This window comes from Autumnicola patrickiae (assembly GCF_031846525.1).
Taxonomy (GTDB): domain Bacteria; phylum Bacteroidota; class Bacteroidia; order Flavobacteriales; family Flavobacteriaceae; genus Autumnicola; species Autumnicola patrickiae.
The window spans coordinates 1-20,686 of sequence record NZ_JAVRHM010000023.1; the positions used below are offsets into that span (position 1 = coordinate 1).

The window sequence follows — 20,686 nt, forward strand, 5'->3', positions numbered from 1 at the left end:
TGAAATAAGCATTCTTAGTTTCATTATACTGAAACTCTTTTGAGCGGCATCTCGGCGAACCTCAATATACCGTCAAGACTACGACAATTCTTCTCCCTCTTAAGAACTATATTAATGCTCTGTAGCCGGGTTTTTTTGGGTAACAGCTAAAATCCCTGATGAATGAGGCATTGAAGAGTATTTTCAATTATACAGCTTGCTTTTAAAGCATTATAAATTCTGCTGATAATTAGCCTGTTGTAAAAAATATTTACGCTATAACCATCTGTTTATCAGATAATTAAAACCTAGTCTTACTTCCTCTCTCTTGCCGTTTTGCCTTTGGCGGAACGATCTTGATTTTTTACCGGAGACTATTAATTTTAAAAACATATCCCCGGGTGGAAATCAAATTATAAAAGGGAATTTAACAGCAACTTTTATTCTCCTGAATAGGAGGACAGGGAATACTTCCAAATGAACAGAACACACAACAATCACCCTCTTTGGGCCTTAAAACCTCTTTACATTGCTCACATTGATAAAAAAACTGGCAGGCATCTGTTGGCATTTCTTCTTGCTTGGAGTGGCCGCAATTAGAACACGTCAAAACAGATTTTAAAATAGTTTCCATAGGTATGTTTATAACATTGATGTGATATCCGAGCCCATTGTCGGATAGGCATAAATCATTTTCTTTAAGTCTCGTACTGGCACCTCTTTGTACATCGCAAGTGAGAAAAAGTTAATCGTTTCTTCTACCCCCGGACCAATGAGATGAGCTCCCACCAAAGTACTTTTATCAGTGTCTATTATGGTTTTATAAGCATATTCCTGAACGTTAAGACGTTTAGCATTGAACCACCCTGGAACTGCCTTACTGTTCACTTTGATATTTAACCCAGCTTTCTCCGCTTCCACTTCAGTCAGACCTACCGAAGCCATAGGTGGTAGGGTAAAGACAACTGACGGCATAGGTGGATATTCCGGTTTCTTATTTTTACCCTTTAATATGTTGGAAGCAATGATATTACCTTCATAAACAGCTACCGGGGTTAATGGAAGCCCATCAGTATCGGCAGCGTCACCAGCAGCATATATGGATGGATTGGAGGTACTTTGTAAGTACTTATTGACCTCAATTCCTTTCTTGTTATAATTTACAGAAGCCTTCTTCAAGTTCAAGTCATCAATATGTGGTACTCTTCCCGCACTGTTGAAAACAGCTTCAGCTGTAAACTCTGTTTCGGAACCATTTGTTTCACCAATTACCGTATAACCTATTGTGTCCTTTTTGATTCTCGTGACGTTCGTTTCGAGCACCAATTTTACTCCAAGTTTTCTGGTGGCCTCCGACAAATGGTGAACTATATCCTTATCAAAATTCTCCAATGGCCGAGGTCCCCGATGTATGATGGTAACTTCTGCTCCACATCGCTTAGCTATATGTGCAAACTCAAAGGCAATGTATCCACCACCTATAAAAATTATAGATTTTGGAAATTCCTTCAGGTTTAAAAAATCCGTACTTGTCAATGCATGGGCACCACCTTCAAACTTTAGCTGGCGTGGCCGCGCTCCAGTTGCAATAACAATCTTGCTTCCCTTTAAAACTTCCGATTCAATTTGGACTGAATCATTACCGATGAAGCGAGCGGCACCATGATAGGTGTCGATACCGTTGTGTTTGTATCCTTTTTCAATTTTTTCAGGCATTGCATCTACAAATTCCTGTTTAAAGGCCATAATGTCCTTCCATTCTACTTGAGGAACCGTATTAATACCCTTTCCTACCAGACGTTGAGCGAAGTCTCTCACTTCGGTAGCACCAATAATTATCTTTTTTGGGTCACAACCACGAAGAGCACAAGTTCCACCATAGGGTAGCTCATCTGTCATAGCTACTTTTAATCCTTTGGAAGCACACTTGTTCGCAACGGTCATACCCGACATACCTGAACCTATTACTATAACATCATATTGTTTCATTGTTTTCTAATTTCTGTTACTTTATATCCTGTTCGTGCAATAGCCGTTTTTACCTCTTGAACATTAGTACGTGTATTATCGAATTCGACAACCGTGTTACCATCTTCGTAAGATACTTTGCAGGAAACAATACCATTCAGCTTGTTAACTTCGGATTTTACATGACCCTCACATCCTGCGCAGGTCATACCGCTCACTAAGAATTCCATGGTTTGAATGTTTTTCTCCTGCACGAACACAACTTCTCTTTCATTGGAAGGATAAAAAGCTTCTGCGTAGTAAGGAAATGCTAAACTCAAGGCAACAAAAACAGTCACTCCACCCAAAAATGTTCTGGATTGGAAGAATGATGTTCGAGATTCTGTGTCGCAACCGCAATCCTCAACCTTGACAGGTTTAATCTTAAGATACCAGGCAACAGCCAAAGCAAAAAGGGAAATCACGACAAGAGGCCATCTAAAAGGCTCCAACCATTCAAATGCACCTGCCATGGTTCCCGTTCCTGCTACTATAGTAAGTAAGGGAGTTATGCAACAAAGGGAACTGGAGATACCAGTTAAAATTCCCACTCCAAGTAAACTGTTTTTAGCATTCATATGGCTTCAGGTTGCCGATTCAACAAATTAAAAAAAGGAGCAAGAAGTTCCCGATGGTCATCCCGTAGCGAGTAAAAGATTGTTTGACCTTCCTTTTCCGATTTTACAAAATCCCTGTCCTTCAACTTTCGCAAGTGTTGCGAAACTGCTGGTATGGTCATGTTCAGAATATCACTTAAATCACAAACACATAACCTTTCCTCTGCCTGAAGGACATAAAGAATCTTTAATCTTACGCTATTACTTACTAAAGAGAGCTTATTGGTTAAGGCACCTACTGCCTCTTCAACTTCTGATATTTGTTCTTTACACCGTTTGATTTGGTTCAAATCGGCCTCTTTCCGTATGCAACTATTTTCTTCCATAAAACAAAGGTAAAAAATTATTTAAGCAAGTACTTAAATACATGAAATATTTTGTTCGGCTAATTATTTTTGACATCCGAGGGTGTAGGACTATTTTTTATTTTACAAATGGCATCATTTTAATTCAACTAATCAGTTATCTGGAGGAAAAAATAAAGAAAATCGCTGAATCATTTTTGTCGCTGATAATTAAGGATAAAAAAGTAGGATAGGATGTAGAATAAATTCCCATTGAGATAGAAAATATCTTTCTGGATGGCTGGTATATAAATCCCTTTGTTTTCCATTCTCAATGCCGTTACTGTGATGTAAAAGAAAGTACTCAATAATGAAATTTCCGTAAAACCATCGCTAAAGTGGTTAGATGGAAAACTTAGATGGGGCAATCTTTATTACTGAAGGAATTTCAAAATTAGGCTTCTCCCTCCCGTAATTGCCATTTTAAACACAACATTAATATGTACAAGCCTGCCACCGTTTCTAAACTTAGGTTAAGTAACCTTTCATTAGCTCATCTATCTATTAATTGCACTTCCTGTGCATTCATATTTTAATACCTTTGCAATGTGAAATTTTTCGCAGTCATATTATCCGTTTATTTCCTGGGGCTAAACTTTATACCCTGTGATGATACAGCCGTGTCTGAAAATCAGGATACTGTCTCCGTTAGTATGGAAATATACCAGGATCAGCCGGGAGACCAGCAGGGGACTTCTGATGACTGTCCTCCTTTTTGCCAGTGTCACTGCTGTCATATCCATTTGGTGAGAAGCACTCCCAGTGCCTTCGAAATTTTTGAACCAAAAATACCTTTTTTGACACCTTTGTTTGGAGAGCGTGTCGGCAAAGAAATTGCCTTTTCTCACTTTCAACCACCCCGCGTTTAATTCAACTTTTGTGATAGGATAATTATATCCTTACGCCATTGACTTCATTAATGGCCATCTCATCTATTTATGTTGAATTAAATTCTATTATTAATGATTAACAAAATTATAGCATTCTCTATAAACAATAAGTTTATAATAGGTTTGCTAACATTGGCACTTATTGGAGCCGGAGTATGGTCTATGATGACCGTAAACCTGGGTTCGGTTCCTGATATTACAAATAATCAGGTGCAGGTTATTACCCAATCTCCCAGCTTAGGTACTGAAGATATTGAACAGTTTGTCACTTATCCGGTCGAACTGGCAATGGGTAATCTTCCTGGGGTGACTGAATTACGGTCTATTTCCCGCTTCGGACTCTCGGTGGTAACTATCGTTTTTGAAGATGACATGGGCACTTATTTACCCCGACAGCTGGTTCAGGAAAAATTGACCGAACTGCAGGAAACCATTCCGGAAAACTTTGGTAGCCCATCGATGGGTCCAATTTCTACCGGGCTAGGACAGATTTATGAATATACCATTCAGCCGCAACCCGGTTTTGAGACGCAATATACTCCTGTTGAGCTTCGCAGTATTCAGGACTGGATTGTAAAAAGGCAGTTAACCCTGCTGGAAGGGGTTGTGGAAGTCAATTCGTTTGGTGGATCAATCAAGCAGTACGAAGTAGCCATCAACCCTGAAAAATTAAACGCGCTGGATGTAAGTATCTCTCAGGTGTATGAGGCCCTGGCCCGGAATAATGTAAATACCGGTGGAGCCTACATTGAGAGGAACAGAATGTCCAACTTCATTCGGGGAGAAGGCCTGATCCAGTCCTTAGATGACATCAGGAAAATAGTGGTTACCCATGAAAATAATACTCCTGTTACGATTGGAGATATAGCCGAAGAAGTGAATTTTGGAAGTCAGGTGCGTTATGGTGCTTTTACCCAGGATGGAGAGGAAGCTGTGGGGGGTATTATTATGATGCTGAAAGGTTCCAATCCTAATGCAGTGATACAGAATGTAAAAGACAGGATGGCAGAGGTGGAAGAATCCTTGCCGGAAGGACTTGAAATCAGGCCCATCATTGACAGAAGTATGCTAATTGGCAGAACAACCGATACTGTGACTAAAAACCTGTTGGAAGGAGCCTTAATTGTAATTTTTGCTTTGGTTTTTCTTCTTGGTAGCTTGCGCGGAGGTTTAATTACTGCTACCACCATTCCTCTTTCTCTGCTTTTTGCTTTTATTCTTATGAAGCAGTTTGGCGTTTGGGCAAACCTGATGAGCCTGGGTGCCATCGACTTCGGGATAATCATTGATGGTGCGGTTATTATCATAGAAGGTGCCGTTTATGAAATCCATAAAAGGATTAAAGCCGGAAAAGCCAAGTTTAATCAGACTGTAATGGACGAGGTAGCTTACGACTCCGGAAGCACTATGATGAGGTCGGCATTTTTTGGTCAAATTATTATCCTGATTGTGTTTGCACCTATTTTATTCCTTACCGGGGTGGAAGGCAAAATGTTCAAACCAATGGCTTACACTTTTGGTTTTGCAATGATAGGTGCCATCATCTTGTGCCTTACCTACGTTCCTATGATGACTGCATTATTTATGAAGCCGATTCAAAACAAGAAAAACTGGTATGGCAAGTTGGAGCGCTGGCTGGAAAAAGTTAGTGATAAAATCATTGGTGGTATCCATCGTGCCTACCTTCCGATTTTAAAAGTTTCCCTTCGCCTTAGAGCAGCGGTAATCATAGGATCTATTGTTTTATTAGGGGCTGCAGGTTATGTTTTTTCCACGATGGGGGGAGAATTTATTCCTCAGTTAGATGAAGGGGACATTGCCATGCAGGCTTTGATCAGACCCGGTAGTTCGCTGACTGAATCCATAGAAGTCTCCAAAAAAATAGAAACTTTGCTACTGGAAAACTTCCCTGAAATTGAAACGGTAACAGCCCGTATCGGGGTGGCCGATATTCCTACAGATCCCATGCCGATGGATATAGCAGACATGTATCTAATTCTCGATAAGGACAGGGACAAATGGGTATCTGCTGAAACCAAAGAGGAACTCATTGAACAAATCGAAGAACTACTCAATAAAAACCTTACCGGTGTCAACTTTGTTTTCACTCAGCCGGTAGAGCTGAGGTTTAATGAACTTCTGGAAGGGGTAAGAGAAGATATTGCAGTAAAGCTCTATGGGGAGGATTTAGAGGTACTTTCTACAAAGGTCCAGGAAATGGCAGAGATTATTCAAACCGTTCCCGGAGCCGGAGATGTGAATGCGGAAAGAACGTCTGGTCTCCCACAAATGACGGTGCGTTATAACCGGGATAAACTCGCTCAATACGATCTGGATATTCAAAAAATCAATGAGTACATAAGCACTGCATTTGCAGGCGGAGTAGCCGGGGTTGTTTTTGAAGGAGAAAGGCGTTTCGACCTGGTGGTTCGCTTTGATGAAGCACACCGACAAAGTATTGAAGATTTAAGAACTTTATACATTGATCTTGACGATGGTACTCAAATTCCTATCAATGAAATAGCCGATATACGTTATGTGCCCGGACCGATGCAGATATCACGTGACGACACCTATCGAAGAACTTATGTTGGGGTGAACACCCGGGGGCGCGATGTCGAGTCTGTTGTCAATGACATTCAGGCAAAACTGGATGCCGAACTGGATTTACCCCCGGGATACTACATTGAATATGGTGGAGAATTTGAAAATCTTCAAAGTGCAAAAAGCCGACTCTCCATTGTTGTTCCTATCGCCCTCTTCCTGATTTTTGTACTACTTTATTTTGCACTTAAATCTTTTTCGCAATCTATCATGATCTATATGGCCATCCCATTAGCTGCCATTGGGGGTATTTTTGCCCTCTGGCTTCGGGACATGCCTTTTAGTATTTCGGCAGGTGTAGGATTTATCGTGCTCTTTGGAGTTGCAGTATTAAACGGACTTGTGCTGGTGAATCGCTTCAATTCATTAAAAGAAGAAGGAGTAACAAGTATTAAGGATCGGATATTAATAGGTACCAAAGAACGAATCAGGCCGATCATGCTCACGGCTACAACCGATATTTTAGGGTTCATGCCTATGGCATTTTCCACATCAGCAGGAGCAGAGGTGCAGCAGCCATTAGCAACGGTGGTTATAGGTGGTATGCTCACAGCTACCCTCCTTACCCTGGTGGTGTTACCTGTGCTTTATACTTTAATAGAAAATATGAAAAACAGAAGAAGAAGTAGTAATAATAGTAATGGCTTTGCACCAGCTCCGGCAATATTGGTGGCATTGCTTTCTGTCGGAAGCCTTTTAGGTTTTAGCACCCGTGCAGGGGCACAGGAAAATAATTTTTTACAGAAAAATATTCCGGTGCAGTCTGAGACAGTTCAGCAGCAGGATTCACTACAAACCTTAACCTTAGAAGAGGCCCAGAAGCGGGCAATTGAAGTTTTTCCGAGAATAAGAGCCGCTGCCCTGGAGATAGAAAGTCAGCAGGCCTTAAAGAAAACGGCATGGGACTTTGGTAATACCCAGTTATTTACCGGTGCGGAAGAAATTAGTAGTGGTTCGGATAATGCTGACCTCGGGGTTTATACACAAATTGGAGTTCAGCAACAGAATATTGACATCTTCGGAATTGCCCCGCGCCTGAAGTTGCAGAAAGAAAGAGTGGCCCTGGCAGAAGAAGCCCTTGATCTTTCCATTCTTGAAGTAGAACTGGAGGTAAGTCGGGCCTGGGCTTCGGTATATGCTGCTAAAAATGCATATGAAACACTGCGGAGCCTGGATTCCTCATTTACCGATATCGAAAGGGCTGCACAAATAAGGCTGGAAACAGAAACAATCTCAAGGTTGGAATATTTGGCCACCGTAAACCAGGGCAATGAGGTTGAAATTCAAAAAGAGCAGGCATACAGGGATTATCTTAAAGCCTTACAGCGATTCAACCTGTGGTTTGCCAGTGACACTCTTTATACGGTACCTAACGTTCCTGCCGAAGAGATTGATGAGCCCATTTCCGAATTATTACAACCTCTCGGCAATCATCCCCTCCTGGATGTATTTGAGCAACGAGTAGAAGTGGCTGATGCAACTTTTAAGGAAAGGCGGGCGCAGTTTCTTCCAAAATTTCAGGCGCAGTACGGTAGGCAGAAAATTGACGGCCAAACGGGCTTTTATCAATATCAGGTGGGCATCAGTATTCCCTTGTTCTTTGGACCTGAGCTAGGGAGAACACAATCTGCCAGATTAAATCGTGAGATAGCTGATGCAAATTTACAACAAACCCAACTGGAGCTTAAAACAGCTTACACCAGAGCGCGCGAGGAATACCTTAAATGGCTTAACTCCTGGAGATATTATCAGGAGGAGGCGCTTCCATTAGCCGTCGAACAGCGGGAAGGAGCAATCATTGCCTATAGGGAAGGAGCAATTGATTATGTCACTTTTCTACAAAATATAAGGGATGCTGTACGAATAGAGATTGATGCCTGGGAGGCATTAGCAAATTATCTCAACAGCCGCTCCCAACTTGAGTATTTTATGAACACTTCAGAATAAATCGGTACTAATAGCTAAAGAATAAAAAAATGAAAAAACATTTTATAAAATTGTTCACCCTATTTATTGCAACAAGCTTTTTTGTTGCTTGTAATAATGGAGGAGGCGAAGAAGGGGAAACTGCAGCTCAGGAAGAGCAGGCTCTAGAAGAAGGCGGTATGGGAGAAGTGCATCTCTCCGAACTCAAGTTTAATAGTCTGGGCATAAAAGTGGACACTCTGCCCACCCGTCCGCTTTCCGAGATAGTGGAAGCGACCGGGCAACTGGAAGTACCGCCACAATATGAGGCGACAGTAACTGCAATTTTAGGTGCCAACGTTACTTCTATTGAAGTTATTGAGGGCGATGAAGTTAGAAAAGGCCAAACCCTGGCGTATCTTTCCCACCCTAACCTCACAAGTTTACAGACTGATTATATGACAACTTACAGTCGTATGCAGAACCTGGAACAAGAATTTAATCGCCAGCAAAGGCTGTACGAACAGGAAGTTGGTTCGGGTAAATTATTTCAACAGGCACAGGCCGATTATCAGGTGGTACAGGCAGAGGTCAAGGGGTTGGAGTCACAGCTAAGACGGTTAAACCTAAATGTTACGTCGATACGAGAAGGAAATATTAATGAGAATATACCTGTGGTAAGTCCAATCCAGGGGAACATTGAAGATGTTAGTGTGAAAATAGGACAATATGTTGATCCTCAAACCGAGCTATTCGAAGTGATTAATACCGAACATGTACATGCCGATTTAATGGTATTTGCAAAAGATGTATACAAGATTAAAGAAGGGCAAAAAGTTTTACTTCAAATGGAATCCATACCAGGAAGATCTTATACTGCTGAGATATATTCCGTCGGTAAAAAGTTCGAGCAAAATCCCAAAGCTATTCACGTCCATGCAGAGATACAGGAGGAAACAGAAAACCTTGTTCCCGGTATGTATATCAACGGCAGGATTATTACAGGCACCGGTACGGAGGTGACGGCTTTGCCGGAGGAGGCCATTATTGAGGAAGAAGGAAAATTCTACATCTTCACCGCTGAAAAGCACGAGGAGAACGGGGAAACCGAATGGTCGTTTAAACCGGTGGAAGTGATCACAGGAGAAGAAAATGAAGGCTGGGTAGAAATTAAGTTACTGCAGCCTTTACCTGAAGATGCAAAGGTGGCGTGGAACAATGCTTATTACCTTATTGCAGAAATGAAGAAAGGGGAAACAGGTCATGACGATTAAACTATGAAAGCTATAGAAAAATTTTTAGAAGAGAAGCATGTGAGACCCACTGCTATGCGAATGCTTATATTCAAGTTTTTGGCACAGAAACAAGTGGCTGTAACATTAGCTGATATAGAGATAGCTTTTGAAAAAAGTGAAAGAACAACTATTTACCGTACCATTAAAACTTTTGAAAATAGCGGAATTGTTCACGTCATAGAAGATGGAAGTGGAGTATCTAAGTATGCACTTTGTGAGGCGGGCTGTAATTGTGAGCTCGACAGCGATCTTCATCTTCACTTTCACTGTGAAATTTGTAAAGAAACCCAATGTTTAACTGAAACTAAGATTCCGCATATTAACCTTCCGCCGGGTTTTACAGCAACTGACGCCAGTTTGGTAGTCAAAGGAACCTGTGACAAATGCAATAAGGAATAAGCATTTTTAAACTTTGCGATTCTAAAGCACATCCATCAGGAAAAAATGCACTTCCGTTGCAGGACTATATAGATTAATTTCGTTCCTGTAATTAATTATTAGATAGGAAAATGCCAGTTTTAATGGATTGGCTTTTTCTATTGAAAGACCTTTAATAAGAAGTTATGGCGAAAGACAAGGACTATAAAGACGCAGAATTACAAGATCCAACAATTACTTCTCCCAGAACGGCTGAAGAACCCGGACCAAAACCTGAAAAAGGTGAAGATAGCTGTTGTCCACCTCAGCATAATGGAGCAGGTAAAAATGAGGAAGAAAGATCTTCCTTTATTCCGACTATAGTAAGCTTGATACTTTTACTGTTTGGTATTGGGCTGGACTTTTTTGATGTGGAATGGTTTCAAGGATATCTGCGCTTAATTGTTTTTGGTGTTGCTTATGTTCTCGTTGGCGGGAAAGTTGTACAACATGCTGTGACCAACATCGCAAAAGGAAATATCTTCAATGAATTTTTTCTTATGACCATTGCCACTCTCGGGGCATTTTATATTGGAGAATATGCAGAAGGAGTTGCCGTAATGTTGTTTTACGTGATTGGAGAACATTTTCAGGAAGCAGCGGTTGCACGATCCCGTCGCTCAATAAAAGCTCTTATTGATAATCGTCCCGAGGAGGTTACATTGATCAAGAATGGACAAGTTTCAATTGTTAATCCGAAGAATGTGAACATTGGGGAAATCATCCAGATCAAACCCGGGGAGAAAGTAGCGCTTGACGGAGAAATGCTTAGTGAAAGCTCCTCCTTTAATACTGCCGCCCTTACAGGAGAATCAAAACCTGATACCAAGAAAAAAGGAGAGACAGTGCTTGCAGGGATGATAAACCTAGATAAGCTGGTTGAGCTAAAAGTAACTTCCGGTTATGAAGACAGTGCTTTATCAAAAATTCTCAAACTCGTTGAAGAAGCAGGTGGGAGGAAAGCAAAAACCCAAAAATTCATCACCCGCTTTGCAAAAATTTATACTCCGATCGTGGTTTTCTTCGCCATAGGTCTGGCGTTGCTGCCCTATTTCTTTGTCGACGCTTATATTTTTGAGGATTGGCTATACCGGGCCCTGGTATTTTTGGTGATCTCCTGTCCCTGTGCCCTGGTAATCTCCATTCCCCTGGGATATTTTGGAGGTATAGGCGCCGCTTCCCGCAACGGTCTTCTTTTTAAAGGCTCCAATTTTCTCGACCTCATTACAAAGGTAGATACCGTGGTAATGGACAAAACCGGAACACTCACTGAAGGAGTGTTTAAAGTACAGGAGGTAAAAGTCCAAAGTCTGGAAAAGGACCGGTTTTTGGCTCTGACAGCGGCATTGGAGAGCAAGTCCACCCATCCTATTGCTTCGGCAGTTGTAGAACACTCCGGGAACGCTTTCAAACAGCTGAAAGTGCAGAACGTAGAAGAAATTGCCGGACACGGATTAAAAGGAACGGTAGACGGGAAAGAACTTTTGGTCGGGAACGCGAAATTGTTGCGAAAGTTCAACATCTCCTATGCCCCGGAGATAGAGGAAATAGTGGAAACGATTGTTGTGGTAGCAATGGATGGTAAATATGAAGGTTACATAACTATTGCCGATCAAATTAAAGAAGATGCGGCGTTAGCCATAAAGCAACTTCGGGAGTATGGTATTGATAATATTGTAATGCTCTCTGGCGATAAAGATTCTATTGTTCAAAAAGTAGCGCGACAGTTAAAGATCGACAAAGCATACGGTGGACTACTGCCTCAGGACAAGGTGGCTAAGGTCGAGGAACTAAAGAAACAGGGGAAAAAGGTGGCATTCGTAGGAGACGGTATAAATGATGCCCCGGTGATCACCTTAGCCGATGTAGGAATGGCCATGGGAGCCTTAGGCTCTGACGCAGCAATAGAGACCGCAGATGTGGTGATACAAACAGATCAGCCGGGCAAAATCGGCACGGCCATTAAGATCGGCAAAAAAACGCGACAGATTGTATGGCAGAATATTGGCCTTGCCTTTGGAGTAAAGGCACTGGTGCTAATTTTTGGCGCATTTGGGGTAGCATCTTTATGGGAAGCAGTTTTTGCTGACGTGGGAGTGGCATTCTTAGCCATTTTGAATGCTGTGAGACTACAAAGGATAAAATTCTAAAACCAGCGAAATGAAAAATCAGCACCGGAAAAAGGATTTAAAAATAGCCAGGAAAATTCAGGTTTATAATATTATTTATGATATTATAGAAGTCGTAGTTTCTTTAATTGCAGGATTTACCTCTGGAAGTGCAGCCCTTATTGGTTGGGGTCTGGATAGTGTAATTGAAGTTGTTTCTGCCAGTACTTTATGGTGGCGTCTAAATGGTGAAATAGAGGGAATTTACGCCATCGCTGATCACACAAAATGCATTATACTTAAAAAGTTCCGGTATGTCCCTTTGGTAACGCACGGTCAACTGAATATAGGCGTCATGAATTGTGGTGTTTTCCTGAATCGCAGTTTTAAATTCAAAAACAACCACAGGAATGCCATTAATATATAAAATCCCATCAGGAATACGTTTTTGGGTTCCGGTGATTTCAAGCTGATTAACAAATTTATAGGTGTTCTGGTTTTCTTTTGAATAATCAATTAAATAAATCCAGATATCTTTTTGGGAACGGTCTTCCCGCTTTAAAGAAAAACCATCGGAGAGCATTCGCATAAACTCTTTATTGCTTTCATAAAGATCTGAAGCCGGAAGAGTTTTGAGTTTAAGAATGATGGATTCCACTTCATTTTTGGTGATACTGTTTTTCCGATACCTTGCTAACAGAAATTCCCGAAGGTCACTCTCAATAAGCACTTCATCTTCCTTTCGTGATATACTACCTCCTAATTGATGCTTATAACCTTCTTGTTCCAACTGTGTGGCAAAAACGGCTTCCAATTGTGCTTCGGTAAATTTCATTCCTGTTTTGCTTTTCTTCCTTTCTCAGTTAGTCTATACTTCTGTTTACTGCTTTTTGGCTTATCAGCTATTGTTAACTCTACAAAACCATTTTCTATAGCTGGCACTAAATAATTGATTCGAAAATTTTCCCTATCCGAAAGTCTTAAGTGGTTTTGCAACACGGTTCTACTGTGTTCCCCCCTAAAAACATTTAAAAGGTCCTGTACTTGCGGGGTGACTTGCGGGGTGACTTGCGGGGTGACTTGCGGGGTATCAAATCGGACATCTTCTGCTGAAGGCAGAACCATCCTTAAAAAATTCTCAGAAAAATTAAAGCTATTTGTTTCATAATATTCCAATATTCTCGGAATGCCTGAACCTAATTGCTCCACCAGGTCCAAATCTTTATAAATACGCATAAGCTCCTTGTTCCTGGGGATGGAAAAACCTTCAAAAAATTCGCTTTTACTTAAACCGTCCGGTAAGGAACCTGCGGATGTAATCTCTATTCTATCATTACCGAATATAAAAACCTTGTAATAATTTTTTCGCACTTATCCACAATACAATCATCAAATCTACTGTCTTCTCATTAAGCTAGATAATTTTGGGTTATTTTTTTAATCAAAAATAGATCTTGCTTCACCATAGATCCTGTCAAAGTTAGCTTCTAAATCAGCTTTGGCAAACATCTTTGTCTCTTGTGGAAGCTCCCTTTCAATTTCTGATAACTTAAACTGTACCTTTTTATCCTCCCCATCCGCATAGGTAATAAATTCCCCCTGCCTTAATCGGAAAAAGGCATCAGCCCGTATTTTTGGGATTTCCCGTTCCCCGGTGGTAATGCGAGTATCAAAATCAAGACTGTAACCACGGTTGATACTGGTTGTTTCCTTTTTGACGATCTCAAAAAAGCGTTCATAATATTTAGCGGTGTCCGGGTCATTGACCTTCCCAAAGAACTGATATGAAAGGTTACTTAAAATAGCTTTACTGGCCTTATCACCATACATCATATCATTCTGAATCTTGTCCTGCATTACATAAACAGTTGCTATATCATAACTTCTTAATGTCGCCGGAATGCGGTGCATATTTAACAACCGAATGGTTGGTGCTTCTTCCATTAAAAGAAAGGAAGAATTTGAGTTACGCACACTCATTTGCTTTATAATCGTGTGGATTATAGTGGCAATCACAGGTGAATAAGAGGTCTCAAATTTAGGATTGTTCACTACTGAAATCACAGCAGGATTTTCCGGATTATTAATATTTAATGGCACTTCATCTGCAGAAAGGGCCATAAAAATATTTTGTGTGCTTATGCGTTTCAGAGCATTGGCCAGGGTACTTTTCACTCCTGCGGTCTGTCTTTCGGAATCTTTGCCGCTAATGAAAGCATCTGCCATGGCTCTGGAGGTGGTATTGGTCTCTAAAAACTTTATGAGACTATCTGTGTCCAAATATTGATAGATGGCGATTAGATGGGGTAAGGTGCAGAATTTAGGATAGGATGTTTTCAGTTTCCAAATCAATCCGCCTATCAAACCTTCAGCTGCATCGTTAAAAAATTTCGAGGTTCCCGTGGTTCCCGATTCCCGCTGTTCCAGAAGATTTTCAATAAGTACCCGGGAAATTTCATTTACACTTTCTTCGTTTTCGAGATACCGGGGTGCAATGGGGTTTACCCTATGAATAATTTTGTCAAAGGAGATTATACGAAAAGGAATATCCGAATTTTTAAATAACGGGTACGCCATTTCGGTAAGTTCAAAATCCTTATAATCGTGAATAACCCCACAGAAATCATGTTCCTGGAAATGTTTTAAAAATCCGTAAACGACGCTTTCGGTTTTTCCACTTCCGGCAGACCCAATAATGGATGCACCACGTTTGATGTTTTCAATTTTAAAACTTTTCTTGTCTGTTTTAAAAGTTACCCGATATTTTTCAGAGGTATTTTGCTTTAAATCCGGTTTATGCAGAAAAACGTAAAATACCGTATTGACCAACAATAAAGGACAACCTAAATAAAGTAGTGCTTTTATCGTATTATGCGGATAATACAAATAGGCTATCAGTCCCAAAAGCAGCACAGTATTTATGAAAAAGGCATATTTGGAAATCCGATATAGTCCATAAAATACTGAAGCTGTCAAAACGATAATTAAGAGTATATGTAGGGGATTGGTTAGTTGCATCATTGTTTTTCCTTTAGATACCTATTGAACTTGATTTAATAGCCACTTCCACACCACGGCGCAGGCGGTTGAATACTTTCATTGCCAGTTGTGCCTGTGTAACCGGAATACTTGGTAGCATTGGAACACCACTTTCCTTCATAATTTTAAAAGCAATCGCCCTTTCATTGGTGGGCAATTTCATCAGCGATGCAAAATATATTTTAGGATTTTTGATGAAATCCTTTCGGGCCTTATAGGTCTCGGCAAAGTTTCTTTGATAGACAAAAGTCCTGTCAAAGGTCTTTTCTGCCCGGTCAAAAAATTGATCACGGTCAAAGCCCCGTTTTACATTCTTACCATGCATCTGGACTTCCGAGGCCTTATGCTTGCTCCCAGGAGAAAGACTGAAAGTATTGGATGCATCCTTTCTGCTTACGATGATATGGATATGGCTTTGATTTCCTGCCTTTGGCATCCCCTGGACAATTCGCTTCCCGTCCTGTTGGTGCGGAGCTTCCTTTTCCAATCGGTCAATTTTATTCTGCAATAGTTTGATATTGCCTTCAGCTCGCCCCTCTTTAATGTTTCTGATTTCTGTTTTGAGCTGCAATATTTTGGTAGCAAAGGGTTGGTTTTCCCTAATCTGCCAGTCCGTTCCCTTAAAAGTTCGTTGGTGTTCTATTTTGGCGTAATATTTAATATCATCGATGCTAATCGGTCTTCCGTTGATTTCCCGATTGAAGGAAGCCACGTAGTCCTTCATCAGTTCTCGGGTGTATCTTTTTAGATCCTCGCTGTTGTTCTGTAACCGGTTCAGTTCGTATTTGGAAGGGCTGACCGTAATCGAATAGAATTTCGGTTCTGTCTTTTTGAGTTTGGCACCATTTCCATCAATTTCCTTTACAACTTCATCCGCTGATATTTCAACATCATATTGATTGTAAAAATGTTCCATACCTGCCTTGCCGGCAGGCAGGGCTCCCTGTTCCAGATCCTGGTTTTCCTTCTCCAGGTAGCCCACAAAATCCGCTGAACTTTGCGAGTAATTGTTCCCTAATTTTTGAGGTGTGATGGTAATGTACATAGCTCAAAAATTTACAGTTCATTCTTATTATTTTGCTTTTCCTGAAAACGTACCTCCTTCTTCTCTTCAATAATTTTCTTTTCCAAAATCAACGGTTTCTTTTTAGGTTCTTCGGTTTGAAAAAGGGATTCCAACATTGCGACGGTGGGTTTGGTCTGGCTCTTTTCCATATCCCTCATAATGGCAATCACCGCATTTATACGTTTCTTTAAAGAAGCTTCGATTGTCCTTCCCGTAGGCCCCAATTTTTCCTTTGGGGAAATTTCGTTGTAGAAGAAAAAATCGAGCATTGTTGCCATTGCCTCGGTGTGCGATTTGAAGTGTGTCCTTGAAAATTCCTGAAAACGTTTTGCCGTTTCCTTTTTGAACCTGATGCCGATAAATGAGTCCATAATTGGCCGATTTGTCGCAAATCCTCCCCTAAAAATGGGCGTTCACAGGGCATTTGTCGCAAATTGTGAAAGGTCGGGAATTTTTTATTTTTTCAAGTTGCTGAATATCAGCATTTTGAAAATGAAAAGGAGTGCTTAACATCGCATCGCGTGTTACCCTCTTGCTACTCCTTTTCGTTCGCCACAGGCGAACAAAAATTCCGTACAATTTGGTCAAAAGCCAATTGCCAGTTTCAGGGAAATAATTTCCTGTTATGTATTTTTTTGATGGGTACGGTTATCAGCGAAAGTCAAAAAATGGATAACCCTACGTAAAATTAAATGCTGGAATTCAGCATAATAAAGATAATGATTTTTATTGAACTGAAGACAATTGAACAGAAAAACACCTCCAAAAATTTGGAGGTGCTGGACTATAAAGTTTAGATAATCAGATGTTGAATATGAAAGTATAGGAATATAAATTTCGCAATGCTTCTTCCTCTACCATCGTCTCAAAGCAGGTATAATTTTCTCTTACGTACGTGCGGATATCATTCCCAAATTTTCGTTCCACATCCTTTTTGGAATTCTCCAAAAGTCGGTTTTGGGCTTCTTCGGTCAGGTCTGAAAAATTAAGATAAATCATAAGCTTTCCATTTAAAGGATTCCTTCATCTGCAAAACTGAAATAATTTCCATCAGGTATCAGGATCAAATGGTCCAATACCTTAATATCAAATAATTCCCCTGCCTTTTTAATTTTTTGGGTCAGCCGTTTATCGGGTTCACTCGGTGTCAAGGTTCCGCTCGGGTGATTGTGGACCAAAATAACTGCCGTTGTCAAGCTCTTTAACAGTACGGCAAATAAGATGCGGACATCCACTAAAGTTCCTGTTATTCCTCCGTTAGAGGTTTCATATATTCCTTTTACCTTATTGGCATTGTTGAGCAGCATTATTTTAAAAGTCTCGTGCAGTTCAATAGTATCTTTGTTCCATTGGCTGTAGGCTAAATCTGCAGCACTTTGGGAACAGGTTATCTTGGGAAGCAAATTTGCTTTTAAACTTCCACTATAACTTATCGCGATTTCATTAACTTTGGTTTCCATTATGATCTGATTTAAAAGGTGAATAATGAAAGAGGGCGAGACTTTCGACCGTACCGCCCTCTTTGTTTTTAATTTACTCAATTGAATTATTGCCGTTCTTTACGCCTAACAAAAGGATTTCGTTGGCTTCCACTTCGGTAACATAGCGCTTAATGCCATCGTTATCCTCGTAACTACGGGATTTCAATTTTCCGCTAACTCCAATTTCCTTACCCTTTCCTGCATACTTCTCAATGATTTCTGCAGTTTTTCCCCAGGCGACTACGGTATGCCATTCCGTATTTTGCACTTTTTCGCCCTTGTCGTTTTTGTAATACTCATTGGTGGCAAGTGAAAAACGGGCTACTTTTTTACCGTTTTCGAGGTTGGTAATGGTTGGTTCCTGACCAACGTTTCCAATTAGCTGTACGTGATTTTTGATAGTACTCATAATAAAAGAATTAAAGATTACTTAATAGACTACCTGAACCTTTCAGGCAGTTTCCGTTTATATTTTTTTGAAGCGATTTACTTATTGTATCCTGAGCGTTTTCCTTTTTTTGTTTTTTTGGCCCCGCTTCCTTTCTGATGTTCTTGTACGATTTCATAATGTTCATTTTAGATTTACTTCCCGTAGTGCCGTCGCTGTTACCTTTTTTTGTTGCTTATACATTTTCAATATTTGGAATTGATAAAGACTTATAAAAGGGAGGCACGACCGGTTATGCAGTCTGTTCAACTTCCAAATGTTGGTATTTTGCTTACAAAAAAAGGGAAGGGACAGTGACGGCGCGGAAGTGCGTCTAAAGTCTTTATGTGAAGTACAAAAACATTGGAAGCGGGGCCAAAAGCAAGGATGGAAATCCGATTAAGCGGACTCCATTCCCGATTTGGAATTGGAATGAAGTGCGCTTCCCAGCATAGCGGGAAGCGCTAACGAAATGGAAAGGAGAAATTGGGGATGGTGTCCAAGACTTTTATAGTGAAGCTCTTTCCCCGCAATGGAGCTTTTTCTGCGGAATGAAGTGGGAATGTGCTGAACGGGCTATGAAAAACCGAAATTCTATTCTTAGCAGGGTTTAAAGCGGACTTAATTTTAAAGATGGAGATTGGGAATGTAGCGTTCCTGCCTTTTCGGCAGGGGTAGCGAAATGGAAATCGGAAGCTTTGAAGTTGTGTCCAAGATTTTTTGAATGATCCCGTATTTCCCGTAATGGAGCTTTTTCTGCGGAATTTAGGGGAATGGGCTGAGTGGTTTATGAAAATGAATTATCCTCTTGTAGTAAGATTTATGTCAGATTTGACTCAGAAGAATTGAGAAATGAGAACGGAATACCATCCTAACGATTATATTTCAGAAGAAAACATGTAGGGCAATTGTTTGGTCCTCTAGCAAATCAATAGAATATAGCATCAAATGAATTCAGTTGATAGTAAAAGATATAAAGTTTTTAAAAAAGCCAAATTCTGTACTTATTCTGTACTATATGAAATAAAAAAAGGCTTCACATTTCTGTGAAGCCTTGTCTTTGCTAGTAGCGGGAACAGGACTCGAACCTGTGACCTTCGGGTTATGAGTGTTTTACCTTAACAATCCAATACAACATATATATACTGGTTTTCAATTATTTATGGCATAAAACATTATATCCAATATTAAAAAATATCAATTAAAATCAATAAATGTTGTACCTATGTTGTACCTGTTTTTTCTTATCTTTATAAACTTAAGCATTTATTATGGCAACAGTTAAAGCAGTACTTCGTAAAAAAAAGAATCCTGAAGGCCATTTTCCAATAGCAATTAGGATTACTAAAGACAGAAAAAGTTCCTATCTCGGAACTGGTCAATATATAGAGGAAAAGTATTGGGATGAAAAAAATAGATGCGTTAGAAAATCTCATCCTAACGCAAACGTTATTAATAATTTTATCCTGATAAAGACATCCGAAGCAAACACCAAGGTTATTGAAGCTGAAACAAACCTTGATTATCAGACTGTTTCTTCTATTAGAAAGAAAATAGCCGGAGATAAGAAAATTGATTTTTTTGCAGTAGCAGAAATCCACCTCAAAAACTTGCAAAACCGAGGAAAATTTCATCAATATGATACTGAAGTTGGTCGACTCAAAAAATTTAAAAAATTCTTAGGCAGAAGCCAACTATCATTTAATGAGCTTAATGTATCCTTATTGAAAAAATTTGAAGCCTATCTTCTTCACGATAAAAAACGTTCTCCGCGAACAGTGGTAAACTACCTTATTTTAATACGGACTATTTATAACTTAGCTATATCTGAATCCATAGTTGATAGAGGTAGATATCCTTTTGGAAAAGGAAAAGTTCAGATTAAAATTCCCGAAACCCAAAAAATAGGCCTCACTTCAGAAGAAATTCAGAAACTGGAATTAACGAAAGATGTAACCGAAGCACAGCAAAAGGCTCTTCATGTATGGTTAACAAGCTTTTACTTTGCTGGAATACGAGTTGGCGATGTTTTACAATTAAAATGGTCGGATGTTAAGGATGGGCGTTTGTATTACCGAATGAATAAAAATAGTAAACTAGTCTCCTTAAAAATTCCTGATAAAGCGAAAGAAATATTTAAATTTTACAGAAAAGAGATAGCAGCAAAGAATGATCTTATTTTTCCTTACCTCGAAAAAGTAGATTTAAACAATGCCCAGAAGGTCTCTACAAGAACTCAAACCATAACCAGAAACCTGAACAGGCATCTTAAAAAAGTATCTTTAAAATTAAAAATAAATAAGAATATGAGTATGCACATTGCCCGGCATAGCTTTGGCAATATTTCTGGTGACAAAATACCTATTCAAATGCTTCAGAAACTATACAGGCATTCTTCCGTTACAACAACTATTCAATACCAAGCTAATTTTGTTCACAAGGATACGGATGAAGCTTTAGAGAACGTAATTAATTTTTGATCTATCCTTCATTTTATTACACTACGT

Annotated in this window: 18 protein-coding genes; 6 read left to right on the top strand and 12 right to left on the bottom strand. The window is 39.9% G+C overall.

Annotation, left to right across the window (positions count from 1 at the left end; translation table 11 throughout):
- Positions 1 to 406: 406 nt before the first annotated feature.
- Genes RM549_RS16125 through RM549_RS16140 form a run of 4 tightly spaced genes read right to left on the bottom strand, consistent with a single transcriptional unit; the run spans position 407 to position 2,929 of the window.
- Positions 407 to 613: a GDCCVxC domain-containing (seleno)protein gene (locus RM549_RS16125; RefSeq protein WP_229793613.1), complete on the bottom strand. Its 207-nt coding sequence runs from the start codon at positions 611 to 613 to the stop codon at positions 407 to 409.
- An 8-nt stretch (positions 614 to 621) separates the two neighbouring features.
- Complete coding sequence (locus tag RM549_RS16130; RefSeq protein WP_311686707.1) at positions 622 to 1,968, bottom strand: dihydrolipoyl dehydrogenase family protein; 1,347 nt, start codon at positions 1,966 to 1,968, stop codon at positions 622 to 624.
- Positions 1,965 to 2,564 carry a mercuric transport protein MerTP gene (gene merTP / locus RM549_RS16135; RefSeq protein WP_189602856.1) on the bottom strand — a complete coding sequence of 200 codons (600 nt, stop codon included), beginning with the start codon at positions 2,562 to 2,564 and terminating at the stop codon, positions 1,965 to 1,967. The genes RM549_RS16130 and merTP overlap by 4 nt, the downstream gene beginning before the upstream one ends.
- Entirely contained in the window at positions 2,561 to 2,929 is a 369-nt protein-coding gene (locus tag RM549_RS16140; protein ID WP_189602855.1) for an ArsR/SmtB family transcription factor, read from the bottom strand. The genes merTP and RM549_RS16140 overlap by 4 nt, the downstream gene beginning before the upstream one ends.
- Positions 2,930 to 3,495: 566 nt before the next feature.
- Here RM549_RS16140 and RM549_RS16145 point away from each other — a divergent pair.
- The 5 genes from RM549_RS16145 (at position 3,496) to RM549_RS16165 (ending at position 12,208) form a co-directional block, all read left to right on the top strand.
- A complete protein-coding gene (locus RM549_RS16145; RefSeq protein WP_311686710.1) occupies positions 3,496 to 3,816 on the top strand; it encodes a DUF6660 family protein in 321 nt (106 codons plus the stop codon).
- A gap of 93 nt (positions 3,817 to 3,909) precedes the next feature.
- Positions 3,910 to 8,388 carry a CusA/CzcA family heavy metal efflux RND transporter gene (locus RM549_RS16150; protein ID WP_311686711.1) on the top strand — a complete coding sequence of 1,493 codons (4,479 nt, stop codon included), beginning with the start codon at positions 3,910 to 3,912 and terminating at the stop codon, positions 8,386 to 8,388.
- A 29-nt stretch (positions 8,389 to 8,417) separates the two neighbouring features.
- Positions 8,418 to 9,620 (top strand): efflux RND transporter periplasmic adaptor subunit, encoded by a 1,203-nt coding sequence (locus RM549_RS16155; protein ID WP_311499744.1) that lies wholly within the window; start codon positions 8,418 to 8,420, stop codon positions 9,618 to 9,620.
- A 3-nt stretch (positions 9,621 to 9,623) separates the two neighbouring features.
- Positions 9,624 to 10,040 carry a Fur family transcriptional regulator gene (locus RM549_RS16160; RefSeq protein ID WP_189602851.1) on the top strand — a complete coding sequence of 139 codons (417 nt, stop codon included), beginning with the start codon at positions 9,624 to 9,626 and terminating at the stop codon, positions 10,038 to 10,040.
- A gap of 164 nt (positions 10,041 to 10,204) precedes the next feature.
- On the top strand, positions 10,205 to 12,208 hold the full coding sequence (locus RM549_RS16165) for a heavy metal translocating P-type ATPase (RefSeq protein WP_189602850.1): 2,004 nt from the start codon (positions 10,205 to 10,207) through the stop codon (positions 12,206 to 12,208).
- A 199-nt stretch (positions 12,209 to 12,407) separates the two neighbouring features.
- On the opposite strand, the gene RM549_RS16170 is transcribed toward RM549_RS16165, so the two are convergent.
- The 8 genes from RM549_RS16170 to RM549_RS16205 all read right to left on the bottom strand — a co-directional run bounded on the left by RM549_RS16170 (position 12,408) and on the right by RM549_RS16205 (position 18,161).
- Positions 12,408 to 13,001 (bottom strand): type I restriction endonuclease, encoded by a 594-nt coding sequence (locus tag RM549_RS16170; protein WP_311686714.1) that lies wholly within the window; start codon positions 12,999 to 13,001, stop codon positions 12,408 to 12,410.
- Positions 12,998 to 13,537, bottom strand: a complete 540-nt coding sequence (locus RM549_RS16175; protein ID WP_311686716.1) for a Fic family protein — start codon at positions 13,535 to 13,537, stop codon at positions 12,998 to 13,000. The genes RM549_RS16170 and RM549_RS16175 overlap by 4 nt, the downstream gene beginning before the upstream one ends.
- 66 nt (positions 13,538 to 13,603) lie before the next feature.
- Positions 13,604 to 15,184, bottom strand: a complete 1,581-nt coding sequence (locus RM549_RS16180; RefSeq protein ID WP_189603395.1) for a type IV secretory system conjugative DNA transfer family protein — start codon at positions 15,182 to 15,184, stop codon at positions 13,604 to 13,606.
- Positions 15,185 to 15,197: 13 nt separating this feature from the next.
- Positions 15,198 to 16,250 carry a MobB family relaxase gene (gene mobB / locus RM549_RS16185; RefSeq protein ID WP_311686718.1) on the bottom strand — a complete coding sequence of 351 codons (1,053 nt, stop codon included), beginning with the start codon at positions 16,248 to 16,250 and terminating at the stop codon, positions 15,198 to 15,200.
- 11 nt (positions 16,251 to 16,261) lie between these two features.
- Positions 16,262 to 16,642, bottom strand: a complete 381-nt coding sequence (locus RM549_RS16190) for a BfmA/BtgA family mobilization protein (RefSeq protein WP_189602826.1) — start codon at positions 16,640 to 16,642, stop codon at positions 16,262 to 16,264.
- Between the two features lie 430 nt (positions 16,643 to 17,072).
- On the bottom strand, positions 17,073 to 17,270 hold the full coding sequence (locus RM549_RS16195; RefSeq protein WP_189602825.1) for a hypothetical protein: 198 nt from the start codon (positions 17,268 to 17,270) through the stop codon (positions 17,073 to 17,075).
- Positions 17,271 to 17,281: 11 nt separating this feature from the next.
- Entirely contained in the window at positions 17,282 to 17,731 is a 450-nt protein-coding gene (locus RM549_RS16200; protein WP_168025956.1) for a JAB domain-containing protein, read from the bottom strand.
- 73 nt (positions 17,732 to 17,804) lie between these two features.
- A complete protein-coding gene (locus RM549_RS16205; protein ID WP_189602817.1) occupies positions 17,805 to 18,161 on the bottom strand; it encodes a single-stranded DNA-binding protein in 357 nt (118 codons plus the stop codon).
- 1,289 nt (positions 18,162 to 19,450) lie between these two features.
- On the opposite strand from RM549_RS16205, the gene RM549_RS16210 reads away from it, so the two are divergent.
- Positions 19,451 to 20,659 carry a phage integrase SAM-like domain-containing protein gene (locus tag RM549_RS16210; RefSeq protein WP_311686721.1) on the top strand — a complete coding sequence of 403 codons (1,209 nt, stop codon included), beginning with the start codon at positions 19,451 to 19,453 and terminating at the stop codon, positions 20,657 to 20,659.
- The last annotated feature ends 27 nt before the right edge of the window (positions 20,660 to 20,686 follow it).